This is a genomic window from Pseudarthrobacter sp. NamE5 (genome assembly GCF_005796225.1).
Lineage (GTDB): Bacteria > Actinomycetota > Actinomycetes > Actinomycetales > Micrococcaceae > Arthrobacter.
In genome coordinates this window covers 52835-78040 of record NZ_VAHO01000011.1, presented here as the reverse complement: position 1 = coordinate 78040, position 25206 = coordinate 52835, and the positions used below count along the sequence as shown (strand labels likewise).

Below are 25206 nucleotides of genomic sequence, written 5' to 3'. Positions count from 1 at the left end.
CAGCTACCCCTCCTCATTTCCCCACAGACACCGAAGGACAGAACAATGACTGAAACACTCCGCGTAGCCGTCATCGGCGCCGGGCGCATGGGTGCCGACCACATCCAGCGCCTCAACAAGCGCATCCACGGAGCCGAAGTGGCCGCCGTCGTGGATGTTGACCTGGCCCGCGCGCAGGCCGCCATCGAAGGCATCCCGGGTGCCGTGGCGCTCGCCGATGCCGAGGAGGCCATCAACAACGGCGACGTCAACGCGGTGCTGATCGCCACCCCTGGATTCCTGCATGAGGACATCCTGTTCAAGGCCCTTGCCAAGGACATCCCCATCCTCTGCGAAAAGCCCCTGACTCCCGGTGCTGACTCCTCCTGGAAGGTTGTCCAGGCAGAGGTGGCACTGGGCCACAAGCGCATCCAGGTGGGGTTCATGCGCCGCTTCGATGCCGAGTACGCCGCGCTGGGCGGGATCATCCGGAACGGTGAACTGGGCGAGCTGCTGATGCTGCACCACCAGCACCGCAATCCCAGCACCCCGGCGGGCTTCACCAACGAGATGCTTATCAACGACTCGGTGGTGCACGAGTTTGACGCCATCCGGTATTTCACCGGTGAGGAAATCACCAGCATCCAGGTCCGCCTGGGCAAGGCCACCAGGAACGCTCCGGCCGGCCAGCATGACCCGCAGCACGTCCTGCTGGAGACCGAGTCCGGCGTCCTGGCCGACGTGGAAATCTTCGTCAACGCCAAATTCGGCTACGAAGTGGCCACCCAGGCCTCCTTCGAAGAGGGCATCGTGAGCATCGGCGGCGACAACGGACCCTACACCCGCAGCGCCGGCCACTGGGGCGGCAACGTGACCCCCGGCTTCGAGGAGCGCTTCGGTGCGGCTTACGACGTCGAAATCCAGTCATGGGTTGACGCCGCCCTCAAGGGCGAAATCGGCGGCCCTACGGCCTGGGACGGTTACGCTACGGCAGCCTGCTGTGAAGCGGGCGTCGAAGCCCAGAAGAACGGCGAAAAGGTGGCCGTCAAGCTCGCCCCCAAGCCAGACCTCTACAAGTAGAGCCACCCACTTCCCTCCAGCCTTACTGATCCACAATGGAGTGTTTTTCGTGAAAATCGCACTTGATCCCACCCCGTTCCACCACTCGCACAGCCTGCTGGAGTTCCCCCAAGTGGTGGCGGACCTCGGCTACAAGTACATGCAGATGACCCCGCACGCGGACTTCATCCCCTTCTACAACCACCCGAAGGCCGATGACGAACTCGTGGGCCAGCTCAGCAAGGCCTGCAAGGACGCGGGGATTGAGATTGCGTCCGTCCTGCCCGTACTCCGCTGGTCCGGCCCGGACGAGGACGCGCGCGAAGCTGCAGTCCGCTACTGGAAGCGGGCCATCCAGATCTCCGTGGACCTGGGCGTCAGCACCATGAACACCGAATTCAGCGGACGGCCGGAAAAGGCAGAGGAATCCGAGCGGGCGTTCTACCGCTCAATGGAGGAACTGCTGCCGATTATTGAGCGGGAGGGCATCGACCTGCTAATCGACCCGCACCCGGACGACTTCGTGGAGGAAGGCCTTGCCGCCATCCGCGTGATCCGCGGCCTGAACTCCAGGAATGTGGGCATGGTCTACGTGGCCTCGCACAGCTTCCATATGAAGGACTCGCCCCTGGACATCATGCGCGCCGCGGGGGACAAGCTGCGCCTGGTCCACGTGGCTGACACCATGGACCACCACGCCTCGCATGGCCTGCGGTACATCACCAACCCGCCGGGCAACCCTGTCCGGGTCCACCAGCACCTGAAGATCGGCGACGGCGACGTCAACTGGGACGAGTTCTTCGGCGGCCTCAAGGAGATCGGCTTCCTGGACCGGGACAACACTGTCATGGTGTCCAGTGTCTTCGCCGAGGACGAAAAGGCCCAGGACGTCTCCCGGTACCAGCTGGAGACCATGAAGCAGTACGTCCAGAAGGTCAGCGTATGAGTTCCCCTGTCCCGTCCGGTACCGCGAAGGTCCCCGGGAACCACAGGAAGGCCTTGCGGACCGTCACCATCATCTCCACGTTCGGCGGCCTGCTCTTCGGTTACGACACTGGCGTGATCAACGGTGCGCTGCCGTACATGCAGGAGGATCTGGGCCTCACCCCGCTGACGGAAGGGCTTGTGACGTCCTCCCTGCTGTTCGGTGCGGCCTTCGGTGCCTTGTTCGGCGGCCGGCTGGCAGACCGGAACGGCCGGCGGAAGATGATCATGGTCCTTGCCGTGGTGTTCCTCCTCGGCACGCTCGCCTGCACCTTTGCACCCAGCACAGAAGTGATGATTGCCGCCAGGTTCGTGCTTGGGCTCGCCGTCGGCGGCGCCTCGGTCACGGTGCCCGTGTACCTGGCGGAAGTATCGCCAAGCGCGCGGCGCGGACGAATCGTCACGCAGAACGAGCTGATGATCGTCACGGGCCAGTTGCTGGCGTTCATTTTCAACGCCTACCTCGGAAACACCTTCGGGGAATCCGGCGGCATCTGGCGCTGGATGCTGGTCATCGCCACGCTCCCTGCCATCGCATTGTGGATCGGGATGAACTTCATGCCCGAAAGCCCGCGCTGGCTGGCGTCCATGGGCAGCTTCGGCGAAACCCTCAGTGTGCTGCAGCGCATCCGCTCGCAGGCGGAGGCGCGTGCGGAGTTCGAAGAGGTCAAGGCCATGGCCGTCGAGGACTACAAGTCCAAAATGGGTTCCTGGCAGGACCTGGGGATTCCATGGTTCCGCCGGATCTTCTTCGTTGGCCTCGGCCTGGCGGTGATCCAACAGATCACCGGCGTGAACTCGATCATGTATTACGGCACCCAGATTCTGGCGGAGTCCGGATTCGGACGGGAGGCTGCGCTGACGGCCAACATTGCCAATGGCGTGATCTCGGTGCTGGCCACGTTCGTGGGAATTTGGCTCCTCGGCAAGGTGGGACGCCGGCGGATGCTGATTACCGGGCAGGTGGGTACGACGACGGCGCTCCTCCTGATCGGGCTCTTCTCGCTGATCCTGCCGGAGGGCGCAGCCCGGGGTTTCGTGATCCTGTCCCTGACTGTGACCTTCCTGGCCTTCCAGCAGGGAGCCATTTCACCGGTTACGTGGCTGATGCTGTCAGAAATCTTCCCTCTGAAGATGCGTGGTCTGGGCATGGGAGCTTCGGCGTTCGTACTGTGGATCGTGAACTTCCTGGTGGGCTTCGGCTTCCCCCAGCTCCTGGCCGCCATTGGGCTATCCAACACGTTCTTCGTGTTCGCCGTGCTGGGTGTTGGTGCCATAGCCTTCGCCGCCAAGTACGTCCCGGAAACCAAGGACAAGAGCCTTGAGGACCTGGAGCACTACTTTAAGAACCTCGCGCCCGAAAAACCGGGAGCCGCCCTGGACCAGCGCATTTAGCCGGCGCCGCCGCCACCCTAAACCGCCTGATGCCCCGCTGAGAGTTTTCTCGGCGGGGCGTTCAGTTCGTGGGCCCGGTCACGATCCCGCGCCGGGGCTGGAGGAGCGCCGGACCATCAGCGCGGGTTCGAGCTTGCGGGTCACGGCCGGTACTGAGCCTCCAGCCAGGCGCTCCAGCATGACCTGCGCCGCCAGCCGGCCAAGTTCCCCGGCGTGCTGGTCGATGGACGTCAGTCCGATCAGAGGCGACGCTGCCACCTCGATGTTGTCGCAGCCTACGATCGCCACGTCGTCGGGAACGGCCACGCCATGTGAAGCAAGGGCTTCCATGATGCCGACGGCGGTGAGGTCGTTGTGGGCGAAAATGGCCGTGGGCAGGGCGGCGCCTGAGGCAAGGAACTGTTCCATGACCGCGCGCCCGCCGCGCCCGGTCATGTCGCTGTGCACCAGCATCGGCTCAAGGCCGAACTGCCGCATGGCCCACAGGTAGCCTTCCCTGCGGGCGGTGTACGGCAGCCAATCCGAGATGTCCACATGGGCAATGTGCCGGTGCCCCAGTCCGTGCAGGTGCTCCACGGCCAGAGCTCCGGAACGAAAGTCATCCGTCAGGACGGAATCGACGCCGTCGACCTCCAGCTCCCGGGTGATGACGACGGCGGGTGTCCCCCGCAATGCCGTCTCCAGCTCCTCCGGTGAGCCGGTGTAACCGGCAAGGAGGATCCCGTCCACCCGCAGGTCGGCGAACGAGCGGATTGCCTCCAGCTCTGTACCGGGATCAGCGGAGCCGACGGCGACCATCACCTGGTTGCCGCTGCCGGCGAGGCCCTCGGCAATGCCGTCGTAGATGTCGGCGAACACCGGGTTGTGCAGGTCGAGGAACAGGACGCCCACGGTGTTGGTGCGATGGCTGGCCAGGCGGCTGGCCAGCCGGTTGGGGGAGTAGCCCAGGGCGGCGGCGCTTTCCAGCACCGCCGTCCGCTTGGCAGGGGAAACCTTGGGCGAGTCGCGCATAACCAGGGACACCAGCGCGCGGCTCACACCGGCGTCGCGGGCCACGTCCTCCATGGTGACGGGCCTGCGGGTGGGGAAAGTCTGCTTCACAACACCCCACTATTCCACCGGCGTCCGGCGATGCGGCGGAGCTAGGCCCCGAACGGCAGGCGCGGGTCGATGTCCTGGCCGTCCCAGGTCTGCCGGACCCAGCCGTGGTGGGGGTCGTCGCTGATCAGCCACTCGCGCACCGGCCCGGGACCTGCCATGACGTTCAGGTAGTACAGGTCGTAGCCCGGGGCCGCCATCGCGGGGCCGTGCCAGCCGTAAGGCACCAGCACAACGTCGCCGGTACGCACCTCGGCGGACACGTCGATGGGGCGCTCGTCGGAGGCGTACACGCGCTGGTAGCCGATGGCATCGGCGTCGGCGGGAGCTGCTGAACCTGCGGCCACCTGCGTCTCGAAGTAGTAGATTTCCTCGAGGTGCGTCTCGCCGTCTTTCTCCTCGTCATGCTTGTGAGGAGGATAGGAGGACCAGTTGCCGGCGGGGGTCAGGACCTCGCACACGATGAACCGGTCTGCCTCCAGGGCGGCGGGGGTGCCGAAGTTGTGGACCTGGCGTGAGCAGTTGCCGGCTCCGCGCAGCTCCACCGGGGTCTCGGCGGCGGGCACCAGGCGGGTGGGGTACGAGGCGTTGGCCGGCGCCGTGGCAACCGCCACCCGGCCGCCGTCGGCAGAGCTGATGGTGACCGCGCGCCCAGTGCCGGAGTAGAGGACGTCGGTGGGGCCGCTGAAGACGGAGGCGCGCCCCGCAAGCTGGTATTCCATGCCCTCCACGGTGACGGTGAAGGATCCGCTGAGCGGCACCACGATGCGTTCCTCGTCCGCGGCGGGAAGGACGACGTCGGACCCTGCTGGCAGGGTGGCAACCTTCAGTCCGGTGTGTGCCCACCCCTCCACAGCGAGTGAGGAATCGGACGTTCCGATCGAAACGTCCCACTTGCCGTCGGCGGCGGTGCCCAGGGGGTAGACCCAGTTGGTCATGGAGTTGGCTCCTTGAGTTAGCGCTGTACGAGTGTCATTTCAAAGCTGTAGGAATCGGCCCGGTACACGTGGTGGCCGGTTTCCACGCGGCGGCCGGTATCGTCCACGGCCGTTCGTTCCATGGTGACCAGGGCCGAGCCAGCCGGTGTGTCCAGCATGCTGGCCTGGTAGTCGTTGGCGGTCATGGCCCCGATCCGCTGGGTGGCCAGGCGGAAGTTGACGCCGCCGCGGCGAAGGATGGCATAAAGTCCTTCGGCCGACAGCATGGCCTCGTCCATCTCGGCGATGTCGTCCCGGACCCAGTTCTCCATCAGGGCCAGCGGCTTGCCGCCGACTTTGCGGAGGCGGGTGAAGTGGTAAACCTTGGAGCCAGTGGGTAGCTGAAGGGTGGCCAGGGTGGAGTCATCCGCCTCCACATGCGAGAAGCTCAGGACTTCGGTGGTGGGCTTCTTGCCGTTGTTAGTGAGGTCGTCATAGAGGCTGGAGAGCTCAAGCGGACGGCGCACCTGGCTTGAGACCACCTGGGTTCCAACCCCGCGCTTGCGGACGAGCAGTCCGGACCTGACCAGCTCATCCATGGCCTTACGCATTGTGGGGCGGGACAGGTTCAGTTGGGCGGCGAGGTCGATTTCATTATCCAGGCGGCTCCCCGGCTCAAGGACCCCGCTGTAGATTGCAGCTTCAATGCCCTGCACCACCTGGTGGTAAAGGGGCACGGGTGAGGAGCGGTCGATGCTGAGACCGAGGTTGTTCGCCACGTTCGTTCCTGTTCCTTGATGCAGCTGCAGCAGGCTCCGTACGCCACCGGCCACTTTGCCTTCATATGTTCTCTTGATAGGACATACTCTGCCTTCGATGGTAGCAGGAGCGCCGGGCCGGTCAAGGGATTCCCGACGGCCAAGAGGAAGCAGTGAAGAAGAAAGCACATGTTCTGACATTAAGACTTTTCCTTGACGGCGACAGTTAGAGCGCTCTAATGTGGTGTCACGCATCACATTCCCGACCGTCCTTCCGGTCCCCGAGAGAATTTGAGAGGCAACAATGCTGTTGCAAAAGACTTCGACTGCCGCCCAAGGGTCCCGGCGCCGCGGCTACCTCGCCCGGCTCACGGTCATTTCCACCCTGGGCGGGCTGCTCTTCGGCTACGACACCGGCGTGATCTCCGGTGCGCTGCTGTACATGAACGACTCCCTGAATATGAACGCTGTCGAGGAAGCCACGGTGGTCAGCGCCCTTTTGTTCCCCGGAGCCGCTGTGGGCGCCCTCACCGGCGGGCGGATGGCTGACAGGCTTGGACGGCGGGGCTCCCTGCTGATCTGCGCCCTGCTGTTCCTGTTCGGTGCCATTGGCTGCGCCATCGCCCCCACCGTTCCCTTCATGATCGCAGCGCGCATCCTCCTGGGCCTGGGAGTGGGCGCTGCCGCCGTCACCTGCCCCCTGTACCTGGCGGAAATGGCCCCGGCACACCTCCGCGGCCGCATGGTGACCATCAACGAACTCATGATTGTCACCGGCCAGATGCTTGCCTTCGCCATCAACGCCCTGCTGGATGCGCTCATACAGGACCCCGAAGTCTGGCGCACCATGCTGGGGATCGCGTCGCTGCCCGCCCTTGCGCTGCTCGCCGGCATGCTCCTGCTGCCGGAGTCGCCCCGCTGGTACGCCATCCGCGGCCGCCTCGAGGACAGCCGCCGGGTCCTGAACCTGAGCCGCAGCCCGGAAGAAGCGGAGAGCGAGTTCCAGGAGATTGCGCAGGCAGCCAAGACCGCGAAGCAGGAACGCGGCCACGCCTGGCGCGACCTGCGGGACAACCCCTGGATGCGCCGCCTGCTCTGGATCGGCATCGGGCTTGCCACCGTGCAGCAGGCCACCGGCATCAACACCGTGAACTACTACGCGCCCAGCATCCTGGAAAAGAGCGGCCTGGGGGTCAGCGCATCACTGGTTGCCACCATCGGCGTGGGCGTCACCTCGGTGCTGATGACCATCCTGGGCATCTGGCTGCTCGGCTTCATCGGCCGCCGGAAGATGCTGATTATAGGCTTCTCCGGTGTGGTGGGGTCGCAGGCCCTGCTGGCTGTGGTGTTCCTGCTGCCCCAGTCGGACCTCGCCAGCTACATCATCCTCGCCGCCATGATGCTGTTTGTTGCCTTCGTCCAGTGCTTCATCGGCACCTGCGTGTGGCTGCTCCTTTCGGAGATGTTCCCGCTGGCTATCCGCGGCTTCGCGATGGGGATTGCTGTCTTCGCGCTGTGGACCGTCAATGCCGCCATCTCGTTCCTGTTCCCGATCGTCGTCGAGGCGCTCGGCTCCACCGGAACCTTCGGCCTGTTCGTCCTGGTGAACCTCGCGTCCCTGATGTTTGTGAGGAAGTTCGTTCCGGAAACCAAGGGACACTCGCTCGAGGATCTCGAGGCACACTTCCGCCACGGCGAGCCCGTCCGGGTCCCGGCCTGACAACAAGTCCTTTCCTGAGCGCGGGGCCGGATCCTGCCCTTCCAGAAGCTCTGGAGGGCGCGGCTTCCGGTCCCGCGCTGCCGATTCAACAGGCCTGCTGCAGGGAATGCTCGACGGCGGGTGGCCTACGCTGGGTGCATGACCAACCGGCGCAGGACTGCGACACAGCCATGAACCTCTATGGAAACCTGGGTCCCAGCCCCCACAACCTGGAAGTGGAGGACCTGGAAAGCTTCGACCGGCTGGTAAGTGGCGGCGCAACGGATATGCACGGCTGGCACGCCCAGTCCCTGGACCTGCGGGGGAGGGCCGCCGCGCTGGAAGGCATGCACGCCGAAGGTGCCATCTTCCTGGGATGCACCTTCGACGAGGGAGTGGAAGACCTGCTCCGCCGACGCGGAGCGCTGATCTTCCCGCGGCTGGAATCGGTCCCGTTCGACCCCTACCGCTCCACCCTCTATGCGCCGCAGGAGCTCTACGCCGGACTGGCCGACTCTTCGTACGAGGACCTCCCGGATGCCCGGATCTACCAGTGGAGCATCCAGCCCGGCCAACGGCACCGGCTGGACGCCACCCTGGCGTCCGCCCTGCACGACCACGCCGTCGGCGACGCCTTGGAGGAGGCGATCCGGACAGGGCCGTGGCAGGGCCGGTCCATGGTGGGAGTGATGGGCGGGCACGCGGCGCAGCGTGGAACGGGAGAGTACGCAGAGGCTGCACGGCTGGGCAGGCTCCTTGTCCGGGACGGGCATGCAGTTGCCACCGGCGGGGGACCGGGGGCCATGGAAGCAGCGAACCTGGGCGCTTACCTCGGCGGGGCGTCCGACGGCGACCTCCACGCCGCGCTGGGCATGCTCGCCTCCGTCCCCGGCTTTCGTCCCTCGGTGTCCACGTGGGCGCGCGCAGCCGCAGCCGTCGTCGAACGTTTTCCGGACGGGACTCCGTCCCTCGGTGTCCCCACCTGGTTCTACGGCCACGAGCCGCCAAACTACTTTGCCACGCACATCGCCAAGTACTTCGCCAACGCGGTCCGTGAAGCCATCCTGCTCGAACTGTGCACGGGAGGCATTGTCTTCCTGCCGGGAGCCGCCGGCACGGTGCAGGAGATCTTCCAGGATGCCTGCGAGAACTACTACGGGGCACGGGAAAAGATAACACCCATGGTGCTGGTGGGCAGGCGCCACTGGGAACAGCAGTACCCCGCGTGGCCCATGCTGCGGAGACTGGCGGCGGGCCGGCTCATGGAGGACCGGATCTTCCTGGTGGACACTGTGCAGGAGGCGGTGGAGGTGCTTCGGGGGCAGTCGCTGCCCGGCTAAGCACAAACCCGGCTAAGCGCAGACGCTGTGCCGGACAATCACAGGCGGCGCCCCGGTTACAGGTCCTTCCGGCACTGGGCCTTGCCCAGCTCATACAGCCCGTTGAAATCCCCGGGGGACAGCCCTTCCGGCGTGCCGATCTCCGGGTACATCAGCTGGGCCGGATCGTCCACGTGGTCGAGCCCCATCACGTGGCTGAGTTCGTGCAGGATTACCGCCCTGGCATAGAGGTGTCCGTCCGGGTTAAGGAGCTCATCCGCAATCTGCGGCGCGTCAAGGTCCAGGCCGCCGGTCACGAAGGTCTTGGGACCGCCGTCGTAACTGAAATGGGTGCTGCCGCCGGTGCCGATGACTTTGCCTTTCAGCTGCGGTGCCGTTTCAGGGGTTGTCCAGGCGATGAGCAGAGGGGCCCACCGCTCGCCGTAGGAGTCCGGCTGGTACGGAGGCCGCTGCGGCGAGGGCTGCTCACCGGTGGCCCCGTCGTACACGAACTGGATCCCGGTGGCCGTTGAAATGGTGGAAATGGCTTCGGTGACCAGCTGCTGCGCCCCAGCCGGCGCCAACTGGTCATTGACCACGTAGTGCAGCGGCCGGCACGGGGAGTATCCTACGGGGCTGCCGTCACCGTTGACGGCAAGGAACCGGTATGCGTCGCTCCCCACGGCCGGCGGCGCGGCTGCAGCCAACGGAGCGTCTGCTTCCTCGAAACCGGGAGGCGGCGTCCCCGTCCGGGCCTCCGATGGCGGCGCCTGACCCGATTCCCCTGCTCCATCCCGCTCCTGCTGTCCGGCGGACTGGCCCTTCCCAGGGCCGATACGGATATCCAGCAGGTCCTTGAAGCGGGGATCGCCCAGTGCCACCATCGCCCCGAACGCTGCCGCCGCAGCCAGGGCTGCGATCAGCAGAAGCCGCACAATCTCCCGCGCGCCGCGGCGGACCTTTGTTCCCGCGTGGCGCGGCGTCCGGCCGCCCACTACCCAATCCCCACTGGCTGCCCGCTGCTAATGGATTACGGTGCCGAAGACAAGCCCCAGCAGGTACGTGACAGCGGCGGCACCCAGCCCAATGGCCAGCTGGCGAAGGCCGCGGGTCAGGGGAGAGGTGCCGGACAGCAGGCCCACTGTCGCCCCGGTGATCAGCAGGGCAATACCCACCAGGACGCCCGCCACCGCCAGGGCGGCCACGCCGGTCAGGCCGAACACGAACGGCAGGATGGGAACGACGGCTCCGGAGGCGAAGAAGCAGAAGCTGGACAGGGCGGCGCCCCAGGCGGTGCCCACCGCCTCATGCTGGTCTTCGACGTCGGGCAGTTCCGGCTGCAGGGAAAGGCTGGGATCGCAGTCGCAGGGGAGCAGGCCCATGCGTTCGGCCACGCGGTGCTCGGCCGCTTGCTGCGTCATGCCGCGGGCCAGATACACCAGCAGCAGTTCGTTGTGCTCGAGGTCAAGCTTGGGGGCCGCCACCAGGGTGACCTGCGTGGGCCGGGTGGCAGCCAGGAGTTCGCGCTGCGAGCGCACGGAGATGAACTCGCCCGCCCCCATGGACATGGCGCCGGCCAGGAGCCCGGCGATGCCGCTGAGCAGCACCACACTGCTTGCCACGCCGGAGGCCGCCATGCCCATCACCAGGGACAGGTTGCTGACCAGGCCGTCGTTGGCACCGAAAACAGCAGCCCGGAAGGTGCCCGCCAGGCGGTTCCGTCCCCGGGTTGCCAGGCCACGGACCACTTCCTCGTGGATCTGCTCGTCGGCTGCCATCGCATCCGTGGCGTTGGGGTCCTTGGCATAGGGGGAGCGGCCTTCGGCGCGCTGGGCCAGGGCAAGGACGAACACCGATCCGAAGTGGCGGGCCAGGAAGCCCAGCAGACGGCTGCGGATCGACGCCGGTCGCGGCTTGCCCGCCCGGTCCCCGAGCAGTGCCAGCCAGTGCGCTTCGTGGCGGCGCTCGGCTTCAGCCAGGGCCAGCAGGATGTCACGTTCCTCGCCCTGGCGGTTCTGGGCCAGGTCCCGGTAGACGGCAGCTTCGGCGCGTTCGTCAGCAAGGTACTGCCGCCACCGCTTGATGTCCGACGGCGATGGCTGGGTCTGCTGCTTCTGGGGCCGGGCCTGTGGCTTGCGTTCTGCGTGCTGGCTGGGTTCTGTGTGCTGGCTGGATTCGGCGTGTTGGGACACGGACACTCCTGGGCTGGATGGGGCATGGTTCGGCCCCATTGCAGTGCCAGCTTACTGCGGAAATCCGCGGTTTTTTGGCTGGTCAACCTGTCCCCTGCTTTTCGGTCCGCCTCAATTCCGCGCCCGTGGCCTGGCCGGCTGCACCCGGCTCCGCTGCTATTGACCCGCCTGCCGGCCGGTGCTGTGATGAAGGTGTGGCGCGGCCAGCGCCCTCACTGAAAGAGCACGTCAGGCGAATAAACGGAGGTTCAAACATGAGCACCACCGGACAGCACCCGGACATGCCGCATCTGGAGTCTGTAGAGGCGGATCCCGCCTACGATTACGCTGAGGATGCACCGGCAGTTGAGGACGACTGGGATACGGAGGACGAATTCCTGGACGAAGAGGAGCCTGTAGTGCAGGCCCCTCCCGTCGTGATCGACGCCGAGGACCGACCAGTTCCGCTGGAGGACCCGGACGAAGTTCGCGACACCGAGTAGGACTGACGACGGCGGCACCTGGCTGCGCTAAAAAGCGAAGGCCGGGTGCCGCCGTCGTGCTTCCCTCCAACGTGCCGCTACGCGGCGGGCATCTGCTCCCGGGAGCCTTCAGCATCCTGCCCGGCCACCCGGCGCTGCCAGTTGCTCATCACCTGCGGGTCCGTGGGCTTGGTCAGCAGGGAAACCGCGATGTACACCGCGGCGGAGGCCAGCAGGCCGTAGTAGATGGGCTCGTTGGCGTAGATGCCGTCCAGCGGCGCCTTGGCGTTGATTTCCAGGATGATCATGGTGCCCAGCGTCACCACTGAGCCCACTGCCATGGAAGCTGCGGCCGCGAGACCGGTGCCCCGCTTCCATACCAGTCCACCGAGGATGGCCACCAGGAGCCCGCCCACCAGGATGTCGTAGGCGATGGTCAGGGCGGCCACCACGTCCTTGGTGATGATCGCGATAACGATGGCAACGATGCCCAGGGCAAGGACCCAGATCCGGTTGGCCTTGACGTCGTGCTCCGGGTTGTCCGTGTCCCCGGTGTTGATGTCCTTGCCGAACCAGCTGGCGACGAATGGCAGGACATCGGCGCGGGCAACCGTTGCGGCGGCGATGAGGGCCCCGGAGGCGGTGGACATCATGGCGGCCACGGCAGCTGCGAGCACCAGTCCGCCGATGCCGACGGGAAGCAGGGTCTGGGCCACTTCGGCGTAGACGTCGTCCTTGGCGGCGATCTCAATGTTGGACAGGGCAACGCTGGCCGCCATGCCGATCAGGGCGCCGGCGACGCCGTAGAGGATGCAGTAGATGCCGGCGGTGGCACCGCCCCACCGTGCAACAGCCGGTGTTTTGGCGGTGAAGACGCGCTGCCAGATGTCCTGGCCGATCAGCAAACCCAGGGTGTAGACCACGAAGTAGGTGATGATGGTCTGGACGCCGATCCCGTCGACCTGGAAGAAGCTTTCGTCCACCCTGCTGCGGATGCCGTCCATGCCGCCGGCTGCGTTGAGCGTGAAGGGGAGCATCAGGAAGAAGATGCCCACAGTCTTGATGATGAACTGCACCTGGTCCGCCAGGGTGATGGACCACATGCCGCCCACAGTGGAGTAGACCAGCACAATGGCACCACCCACGGCAATGGCGATCGCCCGGTCCCAGTCAAAGAGGACCACGAAGATCGTTGCGTAGGCGCCGGTGGACGTGGCGCACAGCATCAGCGTGTAGGCGAGCATCACAATGCCTGAAGCTTCAGTTGCCCTGCTGCCGTAGCGCAGGGTGAGCATCTGCGAGACCGTGTAGATCTTCAGCTTTTGGATGGTCCCGGCGAACAGCAGGCTCAGGAGCAGGACACCGGCGCCGATGGCCACCACCAGCCACATGCCGGAAATGCCGAACTTGTAGCCAAGGCCCACACCGCCCACTGTGGAGGCACCGCCCAGGACGACGGCGGCCATGGTTCCGGTGTAAAGGAACGGGCCGAGCCGGCGGCCGGCAACCAGGAAGTCGCTGTTGTTCCTGGTGCGGGATTTGCCCCACCAGCCAAAGGCCAGCATTGCCAGCAGATACACCACCACAATGGCGATGTTGATGACGCTTACGTCCATGTTGGGCTCCTTTGAGCATAAGGGCAGCGAGGCGCTACATCCGGTGGCGGGAAGCCTGCCGTGCTGCAGGGAAGGGAGCGAGAGGGGATTCTCAGATATTGCCCATTAGGCAACAAGTGTTTTCCAAAGAATAGGCTGTGACGGTGATAACAGTCAAGGCATATTCGGTGGGCCGGGGCTCGCCTGCAATGCCGCGTCACAGAAGGGGCTGACCACTAGTATTGCTCCAGAGCGGGGCCGGGTGGCCGGCCATGAAAGGTTCGTAAATGAAGGCACTGCCAGTTGAGCCGAGCAACGTTCCGGTAGCCATCGGTTCGAGGATCCGGGCAGCCCGGCAGTCCCAGCGGCTCACCATCGAGCAGGTTGCTGACGCCACGGGACTCACCAAAGGGTTCCTTAGCCGGGTTGAACGCGACCTGACGTCACCCTCTGTCGCGTCCCTGGTGACGTTGTGCCAGGTCCTGTCCATCTCCATTGGCGACCTCTTCGCGGCGCCCGAAACGCACCTGACCAAGCGCAACGAGGGGCCCCGGATCTCATTGGGCGGCCAAGGGATCGTGGAGCGTCTGCTGACCGCCCGTTCCGAACGGCGCATCCAGATCATCCAGGCGATGATCGAGCCGCACGGCCGCGGCGAGTCTGAACTGTATGCGGTGGACTGCGATGTTGACGTCCTCCACGTGATTAGGGGCAACATCCGGCTGATCCTCACGAACGAGGAGTATGACCTCAGTACCGGAGATACCGTGACCTTTCCCGGCCGCGAGCCGCACACCTGGATCAATCCCACGGACAAGACGGTCGAGGTGCTCTGGGTCCTGGTGCCCGCCGCCAGCCGCTGAGCAGTTCCTGGCGGGGACCGGGCTCTATCGGTGGCCGGGGTTATTGAGCGGTCCAGTTTATACGGCCAAGTTTCGCAGGAGGCCGGCTTTCGGGGGAGGCCGGGTTGCGTGCGCCAGGCCGCTTGGCTGGCCGGGCGTGCCCTCCTGCCCCTTTCGCGCCGCGGCTTTGAATTGTCCTCCCTGCAGCTGCGGAGTTCGTGCCCGAGTTCCTTGTCGGCCGGTCAGGGCAACTGGGCTGGAGCGTCCAATGTTTAGCCCGAACGGCCCGCCCTGAGTGCGAGTGCTGCCCGGACATCGGCCAGAACCTGCTGCTGGTTGAACCAGATGTGCTCAGGCATGTAGCGGAGAACGGCAAACCCTTTCACAGTTGACGAGTTGTTCCGGTCCCGGTCGCGGAGCATGTCAACCCGCTTCGAATGAAAGGCATGGCCATCTATCTCAATGATCAGGAACCCGGCAATGAGGAAGTCGACCCGTCCAATGCCGGGCAGGAAGACCTGCGGTTCAAAAGCAATGCCATTCGTCCGGAACAAGTGCTGGGCGTCCACCTCTACAATCGACTCCGCGCGAAGATCGAGCTCCCGAAGCGCGCGCAGGACCGGCGCGGACCGGTCCCCGCGAAGCACGTTTTTCAGGAGTTCAAGGGGCACCCCGTGCAGCCTGATAGCCGAGGTGGCAAGTGCGGTCGAGGCTGGCGGCTTGAGGCATCCCAGTGCGTGCAGTGCCACATCCTCCACTCCTGCAAGGGGCAGTGTAGGGTGTCCATCGAAGCGCACCGTCCGATGCCGGATGAAGCCTGAGCCGTGACCGTGGTTGCAGGCCAAGTGCATGTGGGTTGGCGGGTTTCGAATCCAGAGCCCGTAATGGCCGGCGGCGCTTGCGCATGTCAGCCGCCCATTGTGGTGGATTGCCGCCGCCAGCCCGGGATTGCAGCCCGGCGCGAGGAAAACTCCCCGCCGTGGCTGCGTTGCGCCGTGGCTGACGAGCCTGGCGATTTGCCGTTTGGAGTATCCCGCCTCAATGAGTTGGGCCGTGCGGGCCGCTCCGCCTGCCTGGACGAGATATTCGAAGATGTCCACGGAACCAGTCCACACCAGGCCGACCCTGCCAGCCAGAGTGTTTAAGTTGTATGTGAGATCAGGTACCCGGTCGTAACCGGACCTTCCAGCCCGGTTGCACTGCCCGGATTCTGGCTGCCGTTGCCACCGGCCGCGCCAACCGGGGCCAGGGGCACCTCGGGCGGGAGTGGGGCGGCGGCAACTGGGCAGGAAGGGACGCGATGCACCCTGGCTGCCAACCGGCACCTGGAATGGGCAACAGTAAACAAGTGGTGCACATAGGAAAACCGGGGTGTATGATGGCAGTCACACGACGTCCCTGAAGTCCTTGAAGGAGAGGCCCCCTTGGAAGAGCTGCGCATCGAAGCTAACGGCAACCTTGGCCCTATCGATTCATCCCGCATTCCCCGCTATGCCGGTGCTGCCACCTACGCCCGCCTGCCGCGGCTGGACCAGGTGGCTAAAGCTGATATCACGGTGGTGGGGGTCCCTTTCGATTCCGGTGTCTCCTACCGCCCCGGCGCCCGGTTCGGGGCCAACCATGTGCGCGAGGCCAGTCGCCTGCTGCGCCCCTACAACCCGGCGTGGGACGTCAGCCCCTTTGAAAACGTTCAGGTGGCGGACGCCGGCGACATGGCGGTCAACCCCTTCAACATCAACGAGGCCATTGAAACTGTGCAGCAGAACGCACTGGACCTGACCGCTAATGGCAGCAAGCTTGTGACCCTTGGCGGTGACCACACCATCGCCCTTCCGCTGCTCCGGGCTGCCGCGGAACGCGCCGGAGAGCCGATTGCCATGCTGCACTTCGACGCCCACCTCGACACTTGGGACACCTACTTCGGCGCCGAGTACACCCATGGCACTCCGTTCCGCCGTGCCGTGGAGGAGGGCATCCTGGACACGGAGGCCATCAGCCATATCGGTACCCGGGGACCGCTGTACGGCAAGAAGGATCTCGACGACGACCATCGCTTCGGGTTCGGAATCGTCACCTCCGCAGACGTCTACTACCAGGGCGTCCTGGAAACCGTCGCAAAGGTCCGGGACCGGATCGGCAACCGCCCGCTCTACATTTCGGTGGACATCGACGTCCTTGACCCGGCCCACGCGCCCGGCACCGGCACTCCTGAAGCCGGCGGCATCACCAGCCGCGAGCTGCTGGAAATCATTCGGGGCTTCCGGGGCATGAACCTTGTCGGCGCTGACATCGTGGAAGTGGCGCCGGCCTACGACCATGCGGAAATCACCGGCGTCGCCGCCAGCCACGTCGCCTACGAACTGGTCACCCTCATGGCGGACAATGCCCTTGCCGGTGACCGCTTCGGGGCAGCCAACGGCTACGCGGCGCAGGCCCTCGGCCAGGAGGTCCGTCAGCCGGCGGGCTTCGCCGCCGGCACGGAGTAGGAAAGATGGCCAGTCTCGAAGCGGATACCGCTGCCGGAGGAAACAGCGAAGGTGCGGGTGTGCGCAACGGCGGGGACCTCGTCGTCGAAACCCTGGAAGCGCTGGGTGCCAAGACTGTCTTCGGCATCCCCGGGCAGCACGCCCTGGGACTCTTTGACGCCATGGGCCGAGGCAACCTGCAGTTCGTCTCCTCCCGCGTGGAGAATAACTCGGCCTTCGCGGCGGACGGATACTCCCGGGCCACCGGAGACGTCGGAGTTCTCTTCCTCTCCACCGGCCCCGGTGCGCTGACGTCGCTGGCTGGGCTGCAGGAAGCCTATGCCACGGGTGTGCCCATGGTGGTGGTGGCCAGCCAGATCCCGCTGGAGGGCCTGGGAGCAAGGCGCAAGGGCATGCTGCACCAGCTCGATGACCAGAAAGCGTCAGCTGCAAACGTCACCAAGAGCCAGCGGCTCATCCAGCACGCCTCGGGGATTCCCTCTGCCATCCAGGATGCGTGGACGGAGGCCATCTCCTCCCCGCAGGGGCCGGTGTGGATCGAAATTCCGCAGAATGTGCTGCTGGATCCCATCATGGTGCCGCCTGTTGAAGACGCGTTGGCCGAGGCCACGGACAACCCGCCCCGGGTGGAACTGGTCCGCGAAGCAGTGAAATGGCTGGAGGCGGCGGAACGCCCAGCCATCATCGCCGGCGGCGGCACCCGCCGTGGCCGGGCCGAGAAGTCGCTGCTGTCCATTGCGGAGAAGCTTCGTGCCCCGGTGATCTGTACTCCGGGTGGCAACGGAGCTTTCCCCTGGAACCACGAGCTGTCGCTGCAGGCCTGGATCGAGGACCGCTACATGACCGACCTGCTGGAGGACGCGGATGTCCTGCTGGTCATCGGCTCGTCACTCGGCGAGGTCACCTCCAACTACTTCACCTTCGAACCCCGCGGCAGGATCATCCAGATCGACGCCGAACCCCGGGTGCTGGAGTCCAACCGGCCGGGCCTCGGCATCCGCGCGGACGCCGGTCAGGCACTGGCCGCCCTGGACGAAGCCCTTAGGCCAGAGAAAACAGCGGAACCAAGCTGGCACGGTCAGTCACCGGAAGACCTGGTGAAGGTTACCCTGGCAAAGGTCCGCGCCCGTCTCGAGTCGCAGGACCTGGGCAAGGAACTGAAGTTCATGGCCGACATCCGTGATGCTGTCCCGGCGGAAATGCAGACGTTCTGGGACATGACCATCGCCGCCTACTGGGCCTGGTCCTGCTGGGACGCCCGCGAGGGCCAGTTCCACTCCGCCCAGGGCGCCGGTGGTCTTGGCTATGGCTTCCCGGCCGCGATCGGAGCGGCGGTGGGACTGGAGACCCTCGGCAAGCCGGGCCGCGTGCTCGCAGTATCCGGCGACGGCTCCTCCATGTACTCCATCTCCGAGCTCGCCACAGCAAAACAGCACAACGTCCCGGTCACCTGGCTGATCGTGGACGACGGCGGCTACGGCATCCTGCGCGAATACATGGTGGGCGCCTTCGGCAAGGCCACCGCCACGGAGCTCGCACGGCCAGACTTCGTCAAACTTGCAGAAGCTTTCGGCGTGCCCGCCACCCGGGTAGCGCCCGAAGACGTGGGGGACGCGCTTAAGGCAGGCTTCGCCGCGGACGGCCCCAACGTCGTCGTGGTGGAAACCCTGCTCAAGATGTTCGCGCCCACCCACCTGGACCACTAACACAGCGGGAACAGAAAAAACCCGGCTCCCACAAGGGGCCGGGTTTTTCGCGTCTGCAAGCAACAGGTGCCGGGCCAGCAGATAGTTTCCACAAGCAACCAATTTGGGGTATAGTTGCTTAAGGCAAACAACCGAGGGGTAGGAATCATGGCGGTAGCGCCGGATACGGCGGCGGATCTCGTCTACCAGATCTTCGACCTCCAGCGCGCAGTGCGGTGCATCGCCACGGCCAGCGTCCGGGGTCAGGAAACGGGCGTCGCCCTGCAGGGCGTGCTGCGGTTCGTAGGGGAGGGGGAGTCCCGCGCCACCAGGCTTGCCGAGCGGCTGGGGGTTAGCGCCCCGGTTCTCAGCCGCCACCTCGCGGACCTGCAGGAGCAGGGCTTTGTGGTCCGGCGGCAGGATCCCGACGACGGCCGGGCCCAGCTGGTAGGCCTCACCCCTTCCGGTGCGGAAAAGCTCCGGCAAATTGAGGAGCAGCGTGCAGCTGCCCTGCAGGACTACCTGTGCGACTGGAGCGAGGAGGACGCCGGCAACACCGCGCGGACGTTGTACAAACTCACTGAATCACTGAAGAAATCAGCCCGGGCAACGGCGGCCGGCACCCCAACAACAACGCTCGAGGAGCAGAAACATGGCTAGCCAAACCGCCGCCGCAGCCGTCCCGGACACGGCCCCTGAGATGTCCCACCGCCAAATCATGGAAGCCCTCACCGGGCTCCTGGCAGCCTTCTTCACGGCCATCCTCAGCAGCACCATTGTGGCCAACGCGCTGCCCACCATCATGGCCGATCTTCGCGGAACGCAAACAGACTTCGCGTGGGTGATCACCGCCGCGCTGCTTGCCAACGCCGCCACAACCCCCATCTGGGGCAAGCTCGCCGACCTCTTCAACAAGAAGGTCCTGGTCCAGCTCAGCATTGTCATCTTCGTTGCCGGGTCCGTCATGGCCGGGCTCTCCGAAACAATCCCGCTGCTGTTGGTGGCCCGCGTTATCCAAGGCGTGGCCATGGGCGGCCTGACAGCACTGGCGCAGGCCATCATCGGCACCATGATCCCGCCGCGCAACCGCGGCAAATACTCCGGTTACATGGGTGCCGTCATGGCAGTGGGCACCGCGGGCGGGCCGCTGCTGGGGGGATTCATCGTGGACAGCCCGCTCGGCTGGCGCTGGACGTTCTTCGTCTGCGTGCCGCTCGCCGTCGTCGCCCTGATCCTGCTGCAGGTCACCCTCAAGATCAGCCACGTGCGGCGCCCGGCCAAAATCGACTGGCTCGGCTCCATCCTGCTGACCTCCGGCGTGAGCCTGCTTCTCATTTGGGTCTCCTTCGCAGGCAACCCGGCCTACTACGACTGGGTCTCCTGGCAGTCCGCTTTGATGGTGGGAGGCGGTGTGCTCCTGCTGGCGCTGCTGGTGCTGGTGGAGTCCAAGGTTGAACAGCCCATCATCCCGCTCAAGATCATCTCCGAACGCACCACCGCGCTGGCCATTCTCGCCTCCGTGGCCGTCGGCATCGCCATGTTCGGTTCCTCCACGTTCCTGGGCCAGTACTTCCAGGTGGCCCGCGGCGCCACCCCCACGGAAGCCGGGCTCCTCACCCTTCCCATGATCGCCGGCAACCTGGCCGGGTCCGTGGCTTCCGGGCTCCTGATCAGCCGCACGGGAAAGTGGAAGGGCTACCTGATTGCCGGGTCCATCCTCCTGATTGGCGGACTCGGCCTTGCCGGCACGATGGACCACACCACGGAACTGTGGCACGCGGGTGTCTTCACCGCAGTCCTGGGCCTTGGTTTGGGCATGCTGATGCAGAACCTGGTCCTGGCAGTGCAGAACACCGTCCGCGCCGCGGATATCGGGACTGCCAGCGCGTCGGTGGCCTTCTTCCGGTCTGTGGGCGGCGCCATCGGCGTCTCCGTGCTGGGCGCCATCCTTGCCAACCGGGTGAGCGAACTGGCCACCCAGGGGCTGGCGGCGGCGGGCATCCCGGTGCAGGGCGGAACGGCAGGCTCCAGCATGGACCTTGCCCACATGCCGGAGCCGGTGCGTGACATCATGCGGGCAGCCTACGGCGACGCCACGGCCGAGGTCTTCCTGATCTCCGCGGTGGTGGCAGTGGTGGCGCTGGTCTCCGTGCTTTTCATCAAGGAGAAGCCGCTGCGGCGCACGGTGGACATCCGGCCTGAGCAGGCACCGGGACAGGTAAGCGTGGCGCCGGAATTTGCCTCCGCGGGTAAGTAACGGAGCGGAGTACTCCCCTCGGATGATCTTTTACGGGTCTGTTTCACGGCCGGGTCGAGTTTCGTAGAGTGGGAAGGCTAAGGGTGTCAGCCCCGGCTGCTACTACTTAAGCGCCAGGCTTTGCGAACTCATCCGCGAACAAACCTTAAGGACCCGTGGGCATGCTCCTCACCTTGATACGGCGGTTTTCCAAGCCGTATATGCCATACATCGTGGCAGTCGTTGTGTTTCAGCTTGCGTCCACGATTGCGGCGCTGTACCTGCCCAGCCTGAATGCCCAGATCATCGATGAAGGCGTGGCGCGCGGGGACACCGGCTTCATCTGGCGGACGGGCGCTGTGATGCTGGTGGTGGCATTCATCCAGGTGGGCACTGCCATTGCCGGTGTGTATTTCGGTTCGAAAACGGCCATGGCCATGGGCCGGGATCTGCGGCGCGGCGTTTTCCGGAAGGTCACCGGCTTTTCCGCCAAGGACGTCAATGCCTTTGGTGCCCCCACACTCATTACGCGGGGCACCAACGATGTCCAGCAGGTGCAGATGCTCGTACTGATGGGGCTGAACTTCATGGTGGCCACGCCCATCATGTGCGTCGGCGGCATCATCATGGCCCTGCGGGAGGACCTCAATCTGTCCTGGCTGGTCTGGGTCTCGGTGCCCCTCCTCACCGTGGTGGTGGGGTACCTGGTGGTCCGGCTCATGCCGCTGTTCCGGTCCATGCAAAAGAAGATCGACCGGATCAACGCCGTGCTCCGTGAACAGATCATCGGCATCAGGGTGGTCCGCGCGTTCGTCCGGGAGCCATACGAAACGGAGCGGTTCGGCGAGGCCAACAAGGAGCTGACCGATGTGTCCCTGAAGATCGGGGCCCTGTTCGTCCTGATGTTCCCCGCGATCAGCATGATCCTCCACCTGTCCACCGCGGCGGTCCTGTGGTTCGGCGGGCAGCGGGTCGATTCGGGCGAGATGCAGGTGGGAGCACTGACGGCCTTCCTGCAGTACCTGCTCCAGATCCTGGTCGCCGTCATGATGGGCACCTTCATGGCCATGATGATTCCGCGTGCCTCGGTGTGCGCGGACCGCATCGGCGAGGTGCTCGACGTCGAGCCCTCCATCAATGATCCGGAACGCCCCGAGAAGCCGGGCACGCTGCGCGGTGTGGTCGAGTACCGGAACGTCACCTTCGCCTATCCCGGGGCCGAGTCGCCGGTGCTGAGCAACATCACCTTCACTGCCCGTCCGGGGCAGACCATCGCGATCATCGGCTCCACGGGCTCGGGCAAGACCTCGCTCCTGTCCCTTCTGCCCCGACTTTACGACCCCGCAGAGGGGGAGGTGCTGCTGGACGGTGTTCCCGTCAGCAGGATGGACCGCGCTGAGATCACCAGGCGTGTGGCATTGGTGCCGCAGCGGCCCTACCTCTTTTCCGGCACCATCGAGCACAACCTCCGGTTTGGAAAGACCGAAGCTACGGAGCAGGAACTGTGGGACGCCCTGCGGGTGGCCCAGGGCGAAGAGTTTGTGCGGGCCAAGAAGAACGGCCTGCACTCCCGCATCGCTCAGGGCGGGACTAATGTCTCCGGCGGCCAGCGCCAGCGCTTGTGCATCGCACGGGCCCTGGTGACCAAGCCCCGGGTGTACCTCTTCGACGATTCCTTCTCGGCCCTGGACGTGGCCACGGACGCCCGGCTCCGGGCTGCGCTAAAGGGAATCACCGCGGACGCCACCGTGATTATTGTGGCCCAGCGGATCTCCACCATCACCGAGGCGGACCAGATCCTGGTCCTGGACAACGGGCGGATTGTGGACCGCGGGACCCATGAAGAGTTGCTGGAGACCTCGCCCACCTACCAGGAAATCGTCGAATCCCAGCTGAGTGTCGAGGAGATGGCATGAGCCCCCGCAGGAAAGACTCCCCGGACGTCGACAACAAGGGACCGGCCCAGGACAAGCTCGACGTGGAGCTGGTTGACGAACCGCTTGAGGACGACGGGTTTATCGAGGAGGAGTACAAGCCCTCCGAAGCCGACGGCGACATGTTCGGCGGGATGCCGGCCAAGAAGGCAGAGCACTTTTGGCCCTCGGCAAAGAGGCTGATGGGGCTGCTGAAGCCCGAAGCCCTTGGGATCTACGTGGTGGTGGCCATGGTGGTAGTTGCCGTGGTCCTGAACGTGATTGCCCCCAAGATCCTGGGCCAGGCGATGGACGTCATCTTCGCAGGCGTGGTGGGCAAGCAGCTTCCCGCGGGCGCCACCAAAGAACAGTTCGTGGCTGGCCTGCGCCAGCAGGGCCAGGACAACTTCGCGGACATGGTGGCCCGGATGGAGCTGGTACCCGGCGCCGGCATCAACTTCGACAGGCTCACCGGGCTCATCGCAGTGGTCCTGCTGATGTACTTCGTGGCCAATATCTTCCTGTGGCTGCAGGGCTACGTGCTGAACCGCATTGTGATGAAGGTGATCCGGCAGCTTCGCGACGACACCGAGAAGAAATTGAACCGGCTCCCGCTGAACTACTTCGATACCCGCCAGCGCGGCGACGTCCTCTCCCGGGTGACAAACGACGTCGACAACATCCAGCAGGCGCTCCAGCAGGCCTTCGCCCAACTGATCAACTCGCTGCTGACCGTCATCGGCATCGTGATCATGATGTTCATTGTTTCCTGGCAGCTGGCCCTGATCGCGCTCGTTGCACTTCCGCTCTCCGGCGTGGCAGCGGGCATGATCGGCGTGCGCAGCCAGAAGCTCTTCGCAGCCCAGTGGAAAAATACGGGGGCGCTGAACGGGCAGATCGAGGAATCCTTTTCCGGCCATGACCTGGTGCGCGTGTTCGGCCGGGATGCGGACATGCTGGAACGGTTCGAGGAACGCAACGAGGCCCTCTACAAGGCCAGCTTCGGAGCGCAGTTCGTCTCCGGCATCATCTTCCCGGTCATGCAGTTTGTTTCCTACCTGAGCTATGTGGGGATCGCCGTGGTGGGCGGACTCAGGGTGGCCTCCGGCTCCATGTCCCTGGGGGACGCCACGGCGTTCATCCAGTACTCCCGGGAGTTCACGCAGCCGCTCGGCCAGATGGCGGGCATGGCAAACATGCTGCAGTCCGGCGTGGCGTCAGCCGAGCGCGCCTTCGAGTTCCTGGACGCCGACGAGCAGGAGGTTGAAACCGCAAGCGAGCACCTCCCGGCCAGGACCGACGGCCACGTGCATTTCAGGAATGTCACTTTCAGCTACACCGAGGACAGGCCGCTTATCGAGAACCTGTCCTTCACCGCCGAACCGGGAAACACCGTGGCCATCGTCGGGCCCACCGGGGCGGGAAAGACCACCCTGGTCAATCTGGTGATGCGGTTCTACGAGCTCAATTCCGGCGCCATCATGCTGGACGGCGTGGACATCACCCACCTCAGCCGTTCCGAACTCCGGTCGAAAGTGGGCATGGTGCTGCAGGACGCCTGGCTGTTCGGCGGTTCCATCTACGACAACATCCGCTACGGCAACCTCGACGCCACTGAGGAACAGGTGCTGGCAGCAGCGAAGGCCACCTTTGTGGACCGCTTCGTGCGTGCCCTTCCGGACGGCTACAACACGGTAGTTGACGAAGAAGGCAACAACGTCAGCGCCGGTGAGAAACAGCTGATCACCATCGCGCGCGCCTTCGTGGCGAACCCGTCGCTGCTCATCCTGGACGAGGCAACAAGTTCCGTTGACACCCGCACTGAGCTGCTGGTGCAAAAGGCGATGGCCGCCCTCCGCACCGACCGCACCAGCTTTGTAATCGCCCACCGGCTCTCCACCATCCGCGACGCCGACACCATCCTCGTGATGGAAAACGGCAGGATCGTCGAACAGGGGAACCATAAGGTCCTGCTGGCCGCAGAGGGCGCCTACCGCCGCCTGTACATGTCCCAGTTTGCCGGGGCGGACGCCGGAGAACCCGCAGTGGATGATTCGACGGCGGTGCACAGCTGAGCGCGCACGGTGGACAGCGGATCGAGGTTCTTGTCCCCATGCGCTGGGGCGACATGGACGCCTATGGCCACATTAACAACGTGCAGATCGTCAGGATGCTGGAGGAAGCCAGGATTGCCGCCTTCGGACCGCCCCGGGGTGCGGGACTGCCCGGCGTCGAACCGCAGGTTTCCCTGTTCAATGATGTCCCCGATGGCATCATGGCTTTGGTGGTGGACCACAAGATCCGCTACGTCAGGACCCTTGAATACCGCAACGTGCCGGCCGTGGTGCAGGTGTGGATCGGTGCTGTCAAGGGGGCCAGCTTCGATATCCACTATCTGATCCAGGACCCGGTCACCCGGGAGGACTGCGTGAAGGCCAGCAGCCACTTGGCGTTCGTGGACGAAGCCACCGGCGGGGTCCAGCGGCTGACGCCCGTCCAAAAGGACCGGCTGGCCCCCTATAGGCACTAAGCCCCTGTACAGGACAGACTGCACATACTGGACTGGAACCACCACCACTACGAAGGGA

20 protein-coding genes and 1 pseudogene are annotated in these 25206 nt (G+C 65.1%); 14 read left to right on the top strand and 7 right to left on the bottom strand.

What is annotated here, in order from left to right; genetic code table 11:
- The first annotated feature begins 45 nt into the window (after positions 1-45).
- Genes FDW84_RS13760 through FDW84_RS13750 form a run of 3 tightly spaced genes read left to right on the top strand, consistent with a single transcriptional unit; the run spans position 46 to position 3417 of the window.
- Positions 46-1059 carry a Gfo/Idh/MocA family protein gene (locus FDW84_RS13760; protein ID WP_138610094.1) on the top strand — a complete coding sequence of 338 codons (1014 nt, stop codon included), beginning with the start codon at positions 46-48 and terminating at the stop codon, positions 1057-1059.
- 49 nt (positions 1060-1108) lie between these two features.
- The gene (locus tag FDW84_RS13755) at positions 1109-1984 is read left to right on the top strand and encodes a sugar phosphate isomerase/epimerase family protein (RefSeq protein ID WP_138610093.1); all 876 of its coding nucleotides are present in this window, start codon (positions 1109-1111) and stop codon (positions 1982-1984) included.
- Positions 1981-3417: a sugar porter family MFS transporter gene (locus tag FDW84_RS13750; protein ID WP_138610092.1), complete on the top strand. Its 1437-nt coding sequence runs from the start codon at positions 1981-1983 to the stop codon at positions 3415-3417. The genes FDW84_RS13755 and FDW84_RS13750 overlap by 4 nt, the downstream gene beginning before the upstream one ends.
- 78 nt (positions 3418-3495) lie before the next feature.
- On the opposite strand, the gene FDW84_RS13745 is transcribed toward FDW84_RS13750, so the two are convergent.
- Genes FDW84_RS13745 through FDW84_RS13735 form a run of 3 tightly spaced genes read right to left on the bottom strand, consistent with a single transcriptional unit; the run spans position 3496 to position 6211 of the window.
- Positions 3496-4518 carry a LacI family DNA-binding transcriptional regulator gene (locus tag FDW84_RS13745; protein WP_138610091.1) on the bottom strand — a complete coding sequence of 341 codons (1023 nt, stop codon included), beginning with the start codon at positions 4516-4518 and terminating at the stop codon, positions 3496-3498.
- 41 nt (positions 4519-4559) lie between these two features.
- Positions 4560-5453: a 5-deoxy-glucuronate isomerase gene (gene iolB, locus FDW84_RS13740; protein ID WP_138610090.1), complete on the bottom strand. Its 894-nt coding sequence runs from the start codon at positions 5451-5453 to the stop codon at positions 4560-4562.
- A 17-nt stretch (positions 5454-5470) separates the two neighbouring features.
- Complete coding sequence (locus tag FDW84_RS13735; protein ID WP_138610089.1) at positions 5471-6211, bottom strand: GntR family transcriptional regulator; 741 nt, start codon at positions 6209-6211, stop codon at positions 5471-5473.
- A 283-nt stretch (positions 6212-6494) separates the two neighbouring features.
- Between FDW84_RS13735 and FDW84_RS13730 the strand changes: the two genes are divergently transcribed.
- Together FDW84_RS13730 and FDW84_RS13725 are read left to right on the top strand one after the other, a co-directional pair.
- Positions 6495-7910 carry a sugar porter family MFS transporter gene (locus FDW84_RS13730; protein ID WP_138610088.1) on the top strand — a complete coding sequence of 472 codons (1416 nt, stop codon included), beginning with the start codon at positions 6495-6497 and terminating at the stop codon, positions 7908-7910.
- Positions 7911-8080: 170 nt separating this feature from the next.
- On the top strand, positions 8081-9229 hold the full coding sequence (locus FDW84_RS13725; RefSeq protein ID WP_138610087.1) for an LOG family protein: 1149 nt from the start codon (positions 8081-8083) through the stop codon (positions 9227-9229).
- Between the two features lie 56 nt (positions 9230-9285).
- Here the strand turns inward: FDW84_RS13725 and FDW84_RS13720 are convergent, their stop codons facing one another.
- Together FDW84_RS13720 and FDW84_RS13715 are read right to left on the bottom strand one after the other, a co-directional pair.
- On the bottom strand, positions 9286-10203 hold the full coding sequence (locus FDW84_RS13720; protein ID WP_240721518.1) for a matrixin family metalloprotease: 918 nt from the start codon (positions 10201-10203) through the stop codon (positions 9286-9288).
- Positions 10204-10230: 27 nt separating this feature from the next.
- On the bottom strand, positions 10231-11400 hold the full coding sequence (locus tag FDW84_RS13715; protein ID WP_240721517.1) for a VIT1/CCC1 transporter family protein: 1170 nt from the start codon (positions 11398-11400) through the stop codon (positions 10231-10233).
- A gap of 254 nt (positions 11401-11654) precedes the next feature.
- On the opposite strand from FDW84_RS13715, the gene FDW84_RS13710 reads away from it, so the two are divergent.
- Positions 11655-11882 (top strand): hypothetical protein, encoded by a 228-nt coding sequence (locus FDW84_RS13710; RefSeq protein ID WP_138134403.1) that lies wholly within the window; start codon positions 11655-11657, stop codon positions 11880-11882.
- Positions 11883-11959: 77 nt separating this feature from the next.
- On the opposite strand, the gene FDW84_RS13705 is transcribed toward FDW84_RS13710, so the two are convergent.
- Positions 11960-13477, bottom strand: coding sequence for a sodium:solute symporter family protein (locus FDW84_RS13705; RefSeq protein WP_138610085.1), 1518 nt, complete (start codon positions 13475-13477; stop codon positions 11960-11962).
- 266 nt (positions 13478-13743) lie between these two features.
- Between FDW84_RS13705 and FDW84_RS13700 the strand changes: the two genes are divergently transcribed.
- Positions 13744-14319, top strand: a complete 576-nt coding sequence (locus FDW84_RS13700; RefSeq protein ID WP_138610084.1) for a helix-turn-helix domain-containing protein — start codon at positions 13744-13746, stop codon at positions 14317-14319.
- Positions 14320-14570: 251 nt separating this feature from the next.
- Here the strand turns inward: FDW84_RS13700 and FDW84_RS13695 are convergent, their stop codons facing one another.
- Positions 14571-15398, bottom strand: coding sequence for a type IV toxin-antitoxin system AbiEi family antitoxin domain-containing protein (locus tag FDW84_RS13695; RefSeq protein WP_138610143.1), 828 nt, complete (start codon positions 15396-15398; stop codon positions 14571-14573).
- Positions 15399-15722: 324 nt separating this feature from the next.
- On the opposite strand from FDW84_RS13695, the gene speB reads away from it, so the two are divergent.
- The 7 genes and pseudogenes from speB to FDW84_RS13660 all read left to right on the top strand — a co-directional run bounded on the left by speB (position 15723) and on the right by FDW84_RS13660 (position 25148).
- The gene (gene speB, locus FDW84_RS13690) at positions 15723-16784 is read left to right on the top strand and encodes an agmatinase (protein WP_138610083.1); all 1062 of its coding nucleotides are present in this window, start codon (positions 15723-15725) and stop codon (positions 16782-16784) included.
- Positions 16785-16789: 5 nt separating this feature from the next.
- Positions 16790-18490 carry a thiamine pyrophosphate-binding protein gene (locus FDW84_RS13685; RefSeq protein ID WP_138610082.1) on the top strand — a complete coding sequence of 567 codons (1701 nt, stop codon included), beginning with the start codon at positions 16790-16792 and terminating at the stop codon, positions 18488-18490.
- Between the two features lie 147 nt (positions 18491-18637).
- A complete protein-coding gene (locus FDW84_RS13680; RefSeq protein WP_138610081.1) occupies positions 18638-19129 on the top strand; it encodes a MarR family winged helix-turn-helix transcriptional regulator in 492 nt (163 codons plus the stop codon).
- A pseudogene (locus tag FDW84_RS13675) lies at positions 19122-20675 on the top strand (MFS transporter); the annotation flags it as partial. The gene FDW84_RS13680 and the pseudogene FDW84_RS13675, both read left to right, overlap by 8 nt.
- 212 nt (positions 20676-20887) lie before the next feature.
- Positions 20888-22621: an ABC transporter ATP-binding protein gene (locus FDW84_RS13670; RefSeq protein ID WP_138610079.1), complete on the top strand. Its 1734-nt coding sequence runs from the start codon at positions 20888-20890 to the stop codon at positions 22619-22621.
- Positions 22618-24693 (top strand): ABC transporter ATP-binding protein, encoded by a 2076-nt coding sequence (locus tag FDW84_RS13665; RefSeq protein WP_138610078.1) that lies wholly within the window; start codon positions 22618-22620, stop codon positions 24691-24693. The genes FDW84_RS13670 and FDW84_RS13665 overlap by 4 nt, the downstream gene beginning before the upstream one ends.
- 38 nt (positions 24694-24731) lie before the next feature.
- Complete coding sequence (locus FDW84_RS13660; protein WP_138610077.1) at positions 24732-25148, top strand: acyl-CoA thioesterase; 417 nt, start codon at positions 24732-24734, stop codon at positions 25146-25148.
- The last annotated feature ends 58 nt before the right edge of the window (positions 25149-25206 follow it).

Excerpts from the sequence above, each read along its gene's own strand:
- FDW84_RS13700 (WP_138610084.1), top strand. The coding sequence starts at position 13,744 with ATGAAGGCACTGCCAGTTGAGCCGAGCAACGTTCCGGTAGCCATCGGT.
- FDW84_RS13710 (WP_138134403.1), top strand. The coding sequence starts at position 11,655 with ATGAGCACCACCGGACAGCACCCGGACATGCCGCATCTGGAGTCTGTA.
- iolB (WP_138610090.1), bottom strand. The coding sequence starts at position 5,453 with ATGACCAACTGGGTCTACCCCCTGGGCACCGCCGCCGACGGCAAGTGG.
- FDW84_RS13760 (WP_138610094.1), top strand. The coding sequence starts at position 46 with ATGACTGAAACACTCCGCGTAGCCGTCATCGGCGCCGGGCGCATGGGT.
- FDW84_RS13670 (WP_138610079.1), top strand. The coding sequence starts at position 20,888 with ATGCTCCTCACCTTGATACGGCGGTTTTCCAAGCCGTATATGCCATAC.
- FDW84_RS13725 (WP_138610087.1), top strand. The coding sequence starts at position 8,081 with ATGAACCTCTATGGAAACCTGGGTCCCAGCCCCCACAACCTGGAAGTG.
- FDW84_RS13705 (WP_138610085.1), bottom strand. The coding sequence starts at position 13,477 with ATGGACGTAAGCGTCATCAACATCGCCATTGTGGTGGTGTATCTGCTG.
- FDW84_RS13680 (WP_138610081.1), top strand. The coding sequence starts at position 18,638 with ATGGCGGTAGCGCCGGATACGGCGGCGGATCTCGTCTACCAGATCTTC.
- FDW84_RS13665 (WP_138610078.1), top strand. The coding sequence starts at position 22,618 with ATGAGCCCCCGCAGGAAAGACTCCCCGGACGTCGACAACAAGGGACCG.
- FDW84_RS13685 (WP_138610082.1), top strand. The coding sequence starts at position 16,790 with ATGGCCAGTCTCGAAGCGGATACCGCTGCCGGAGGAAACAGCGAAGGT.
- FDW84_RS13730 (WP_138610088.1), top strand. The coding sequence starts at position 6,495 with ATGCTGTTGCAAAAGACTTCGACTGCCGCCCAAGGGTCCCGGCGCCGC.
- FDW84_RS13660 (WP_138610077.1), top strand. The coding sequence starts at position 24,732 with ATGCGCTGGGGCGACATGGACGCCTATGGCCACATTAACAACGTGCAG.
- FDW84_RS13750 (WP_138610092.1), top strand. The coding sequence starts at position 1,981 with ATGAGTTCCCCTGTCCCGTCCGGTACCGCGAAGGTCCCCGGGAACCAC.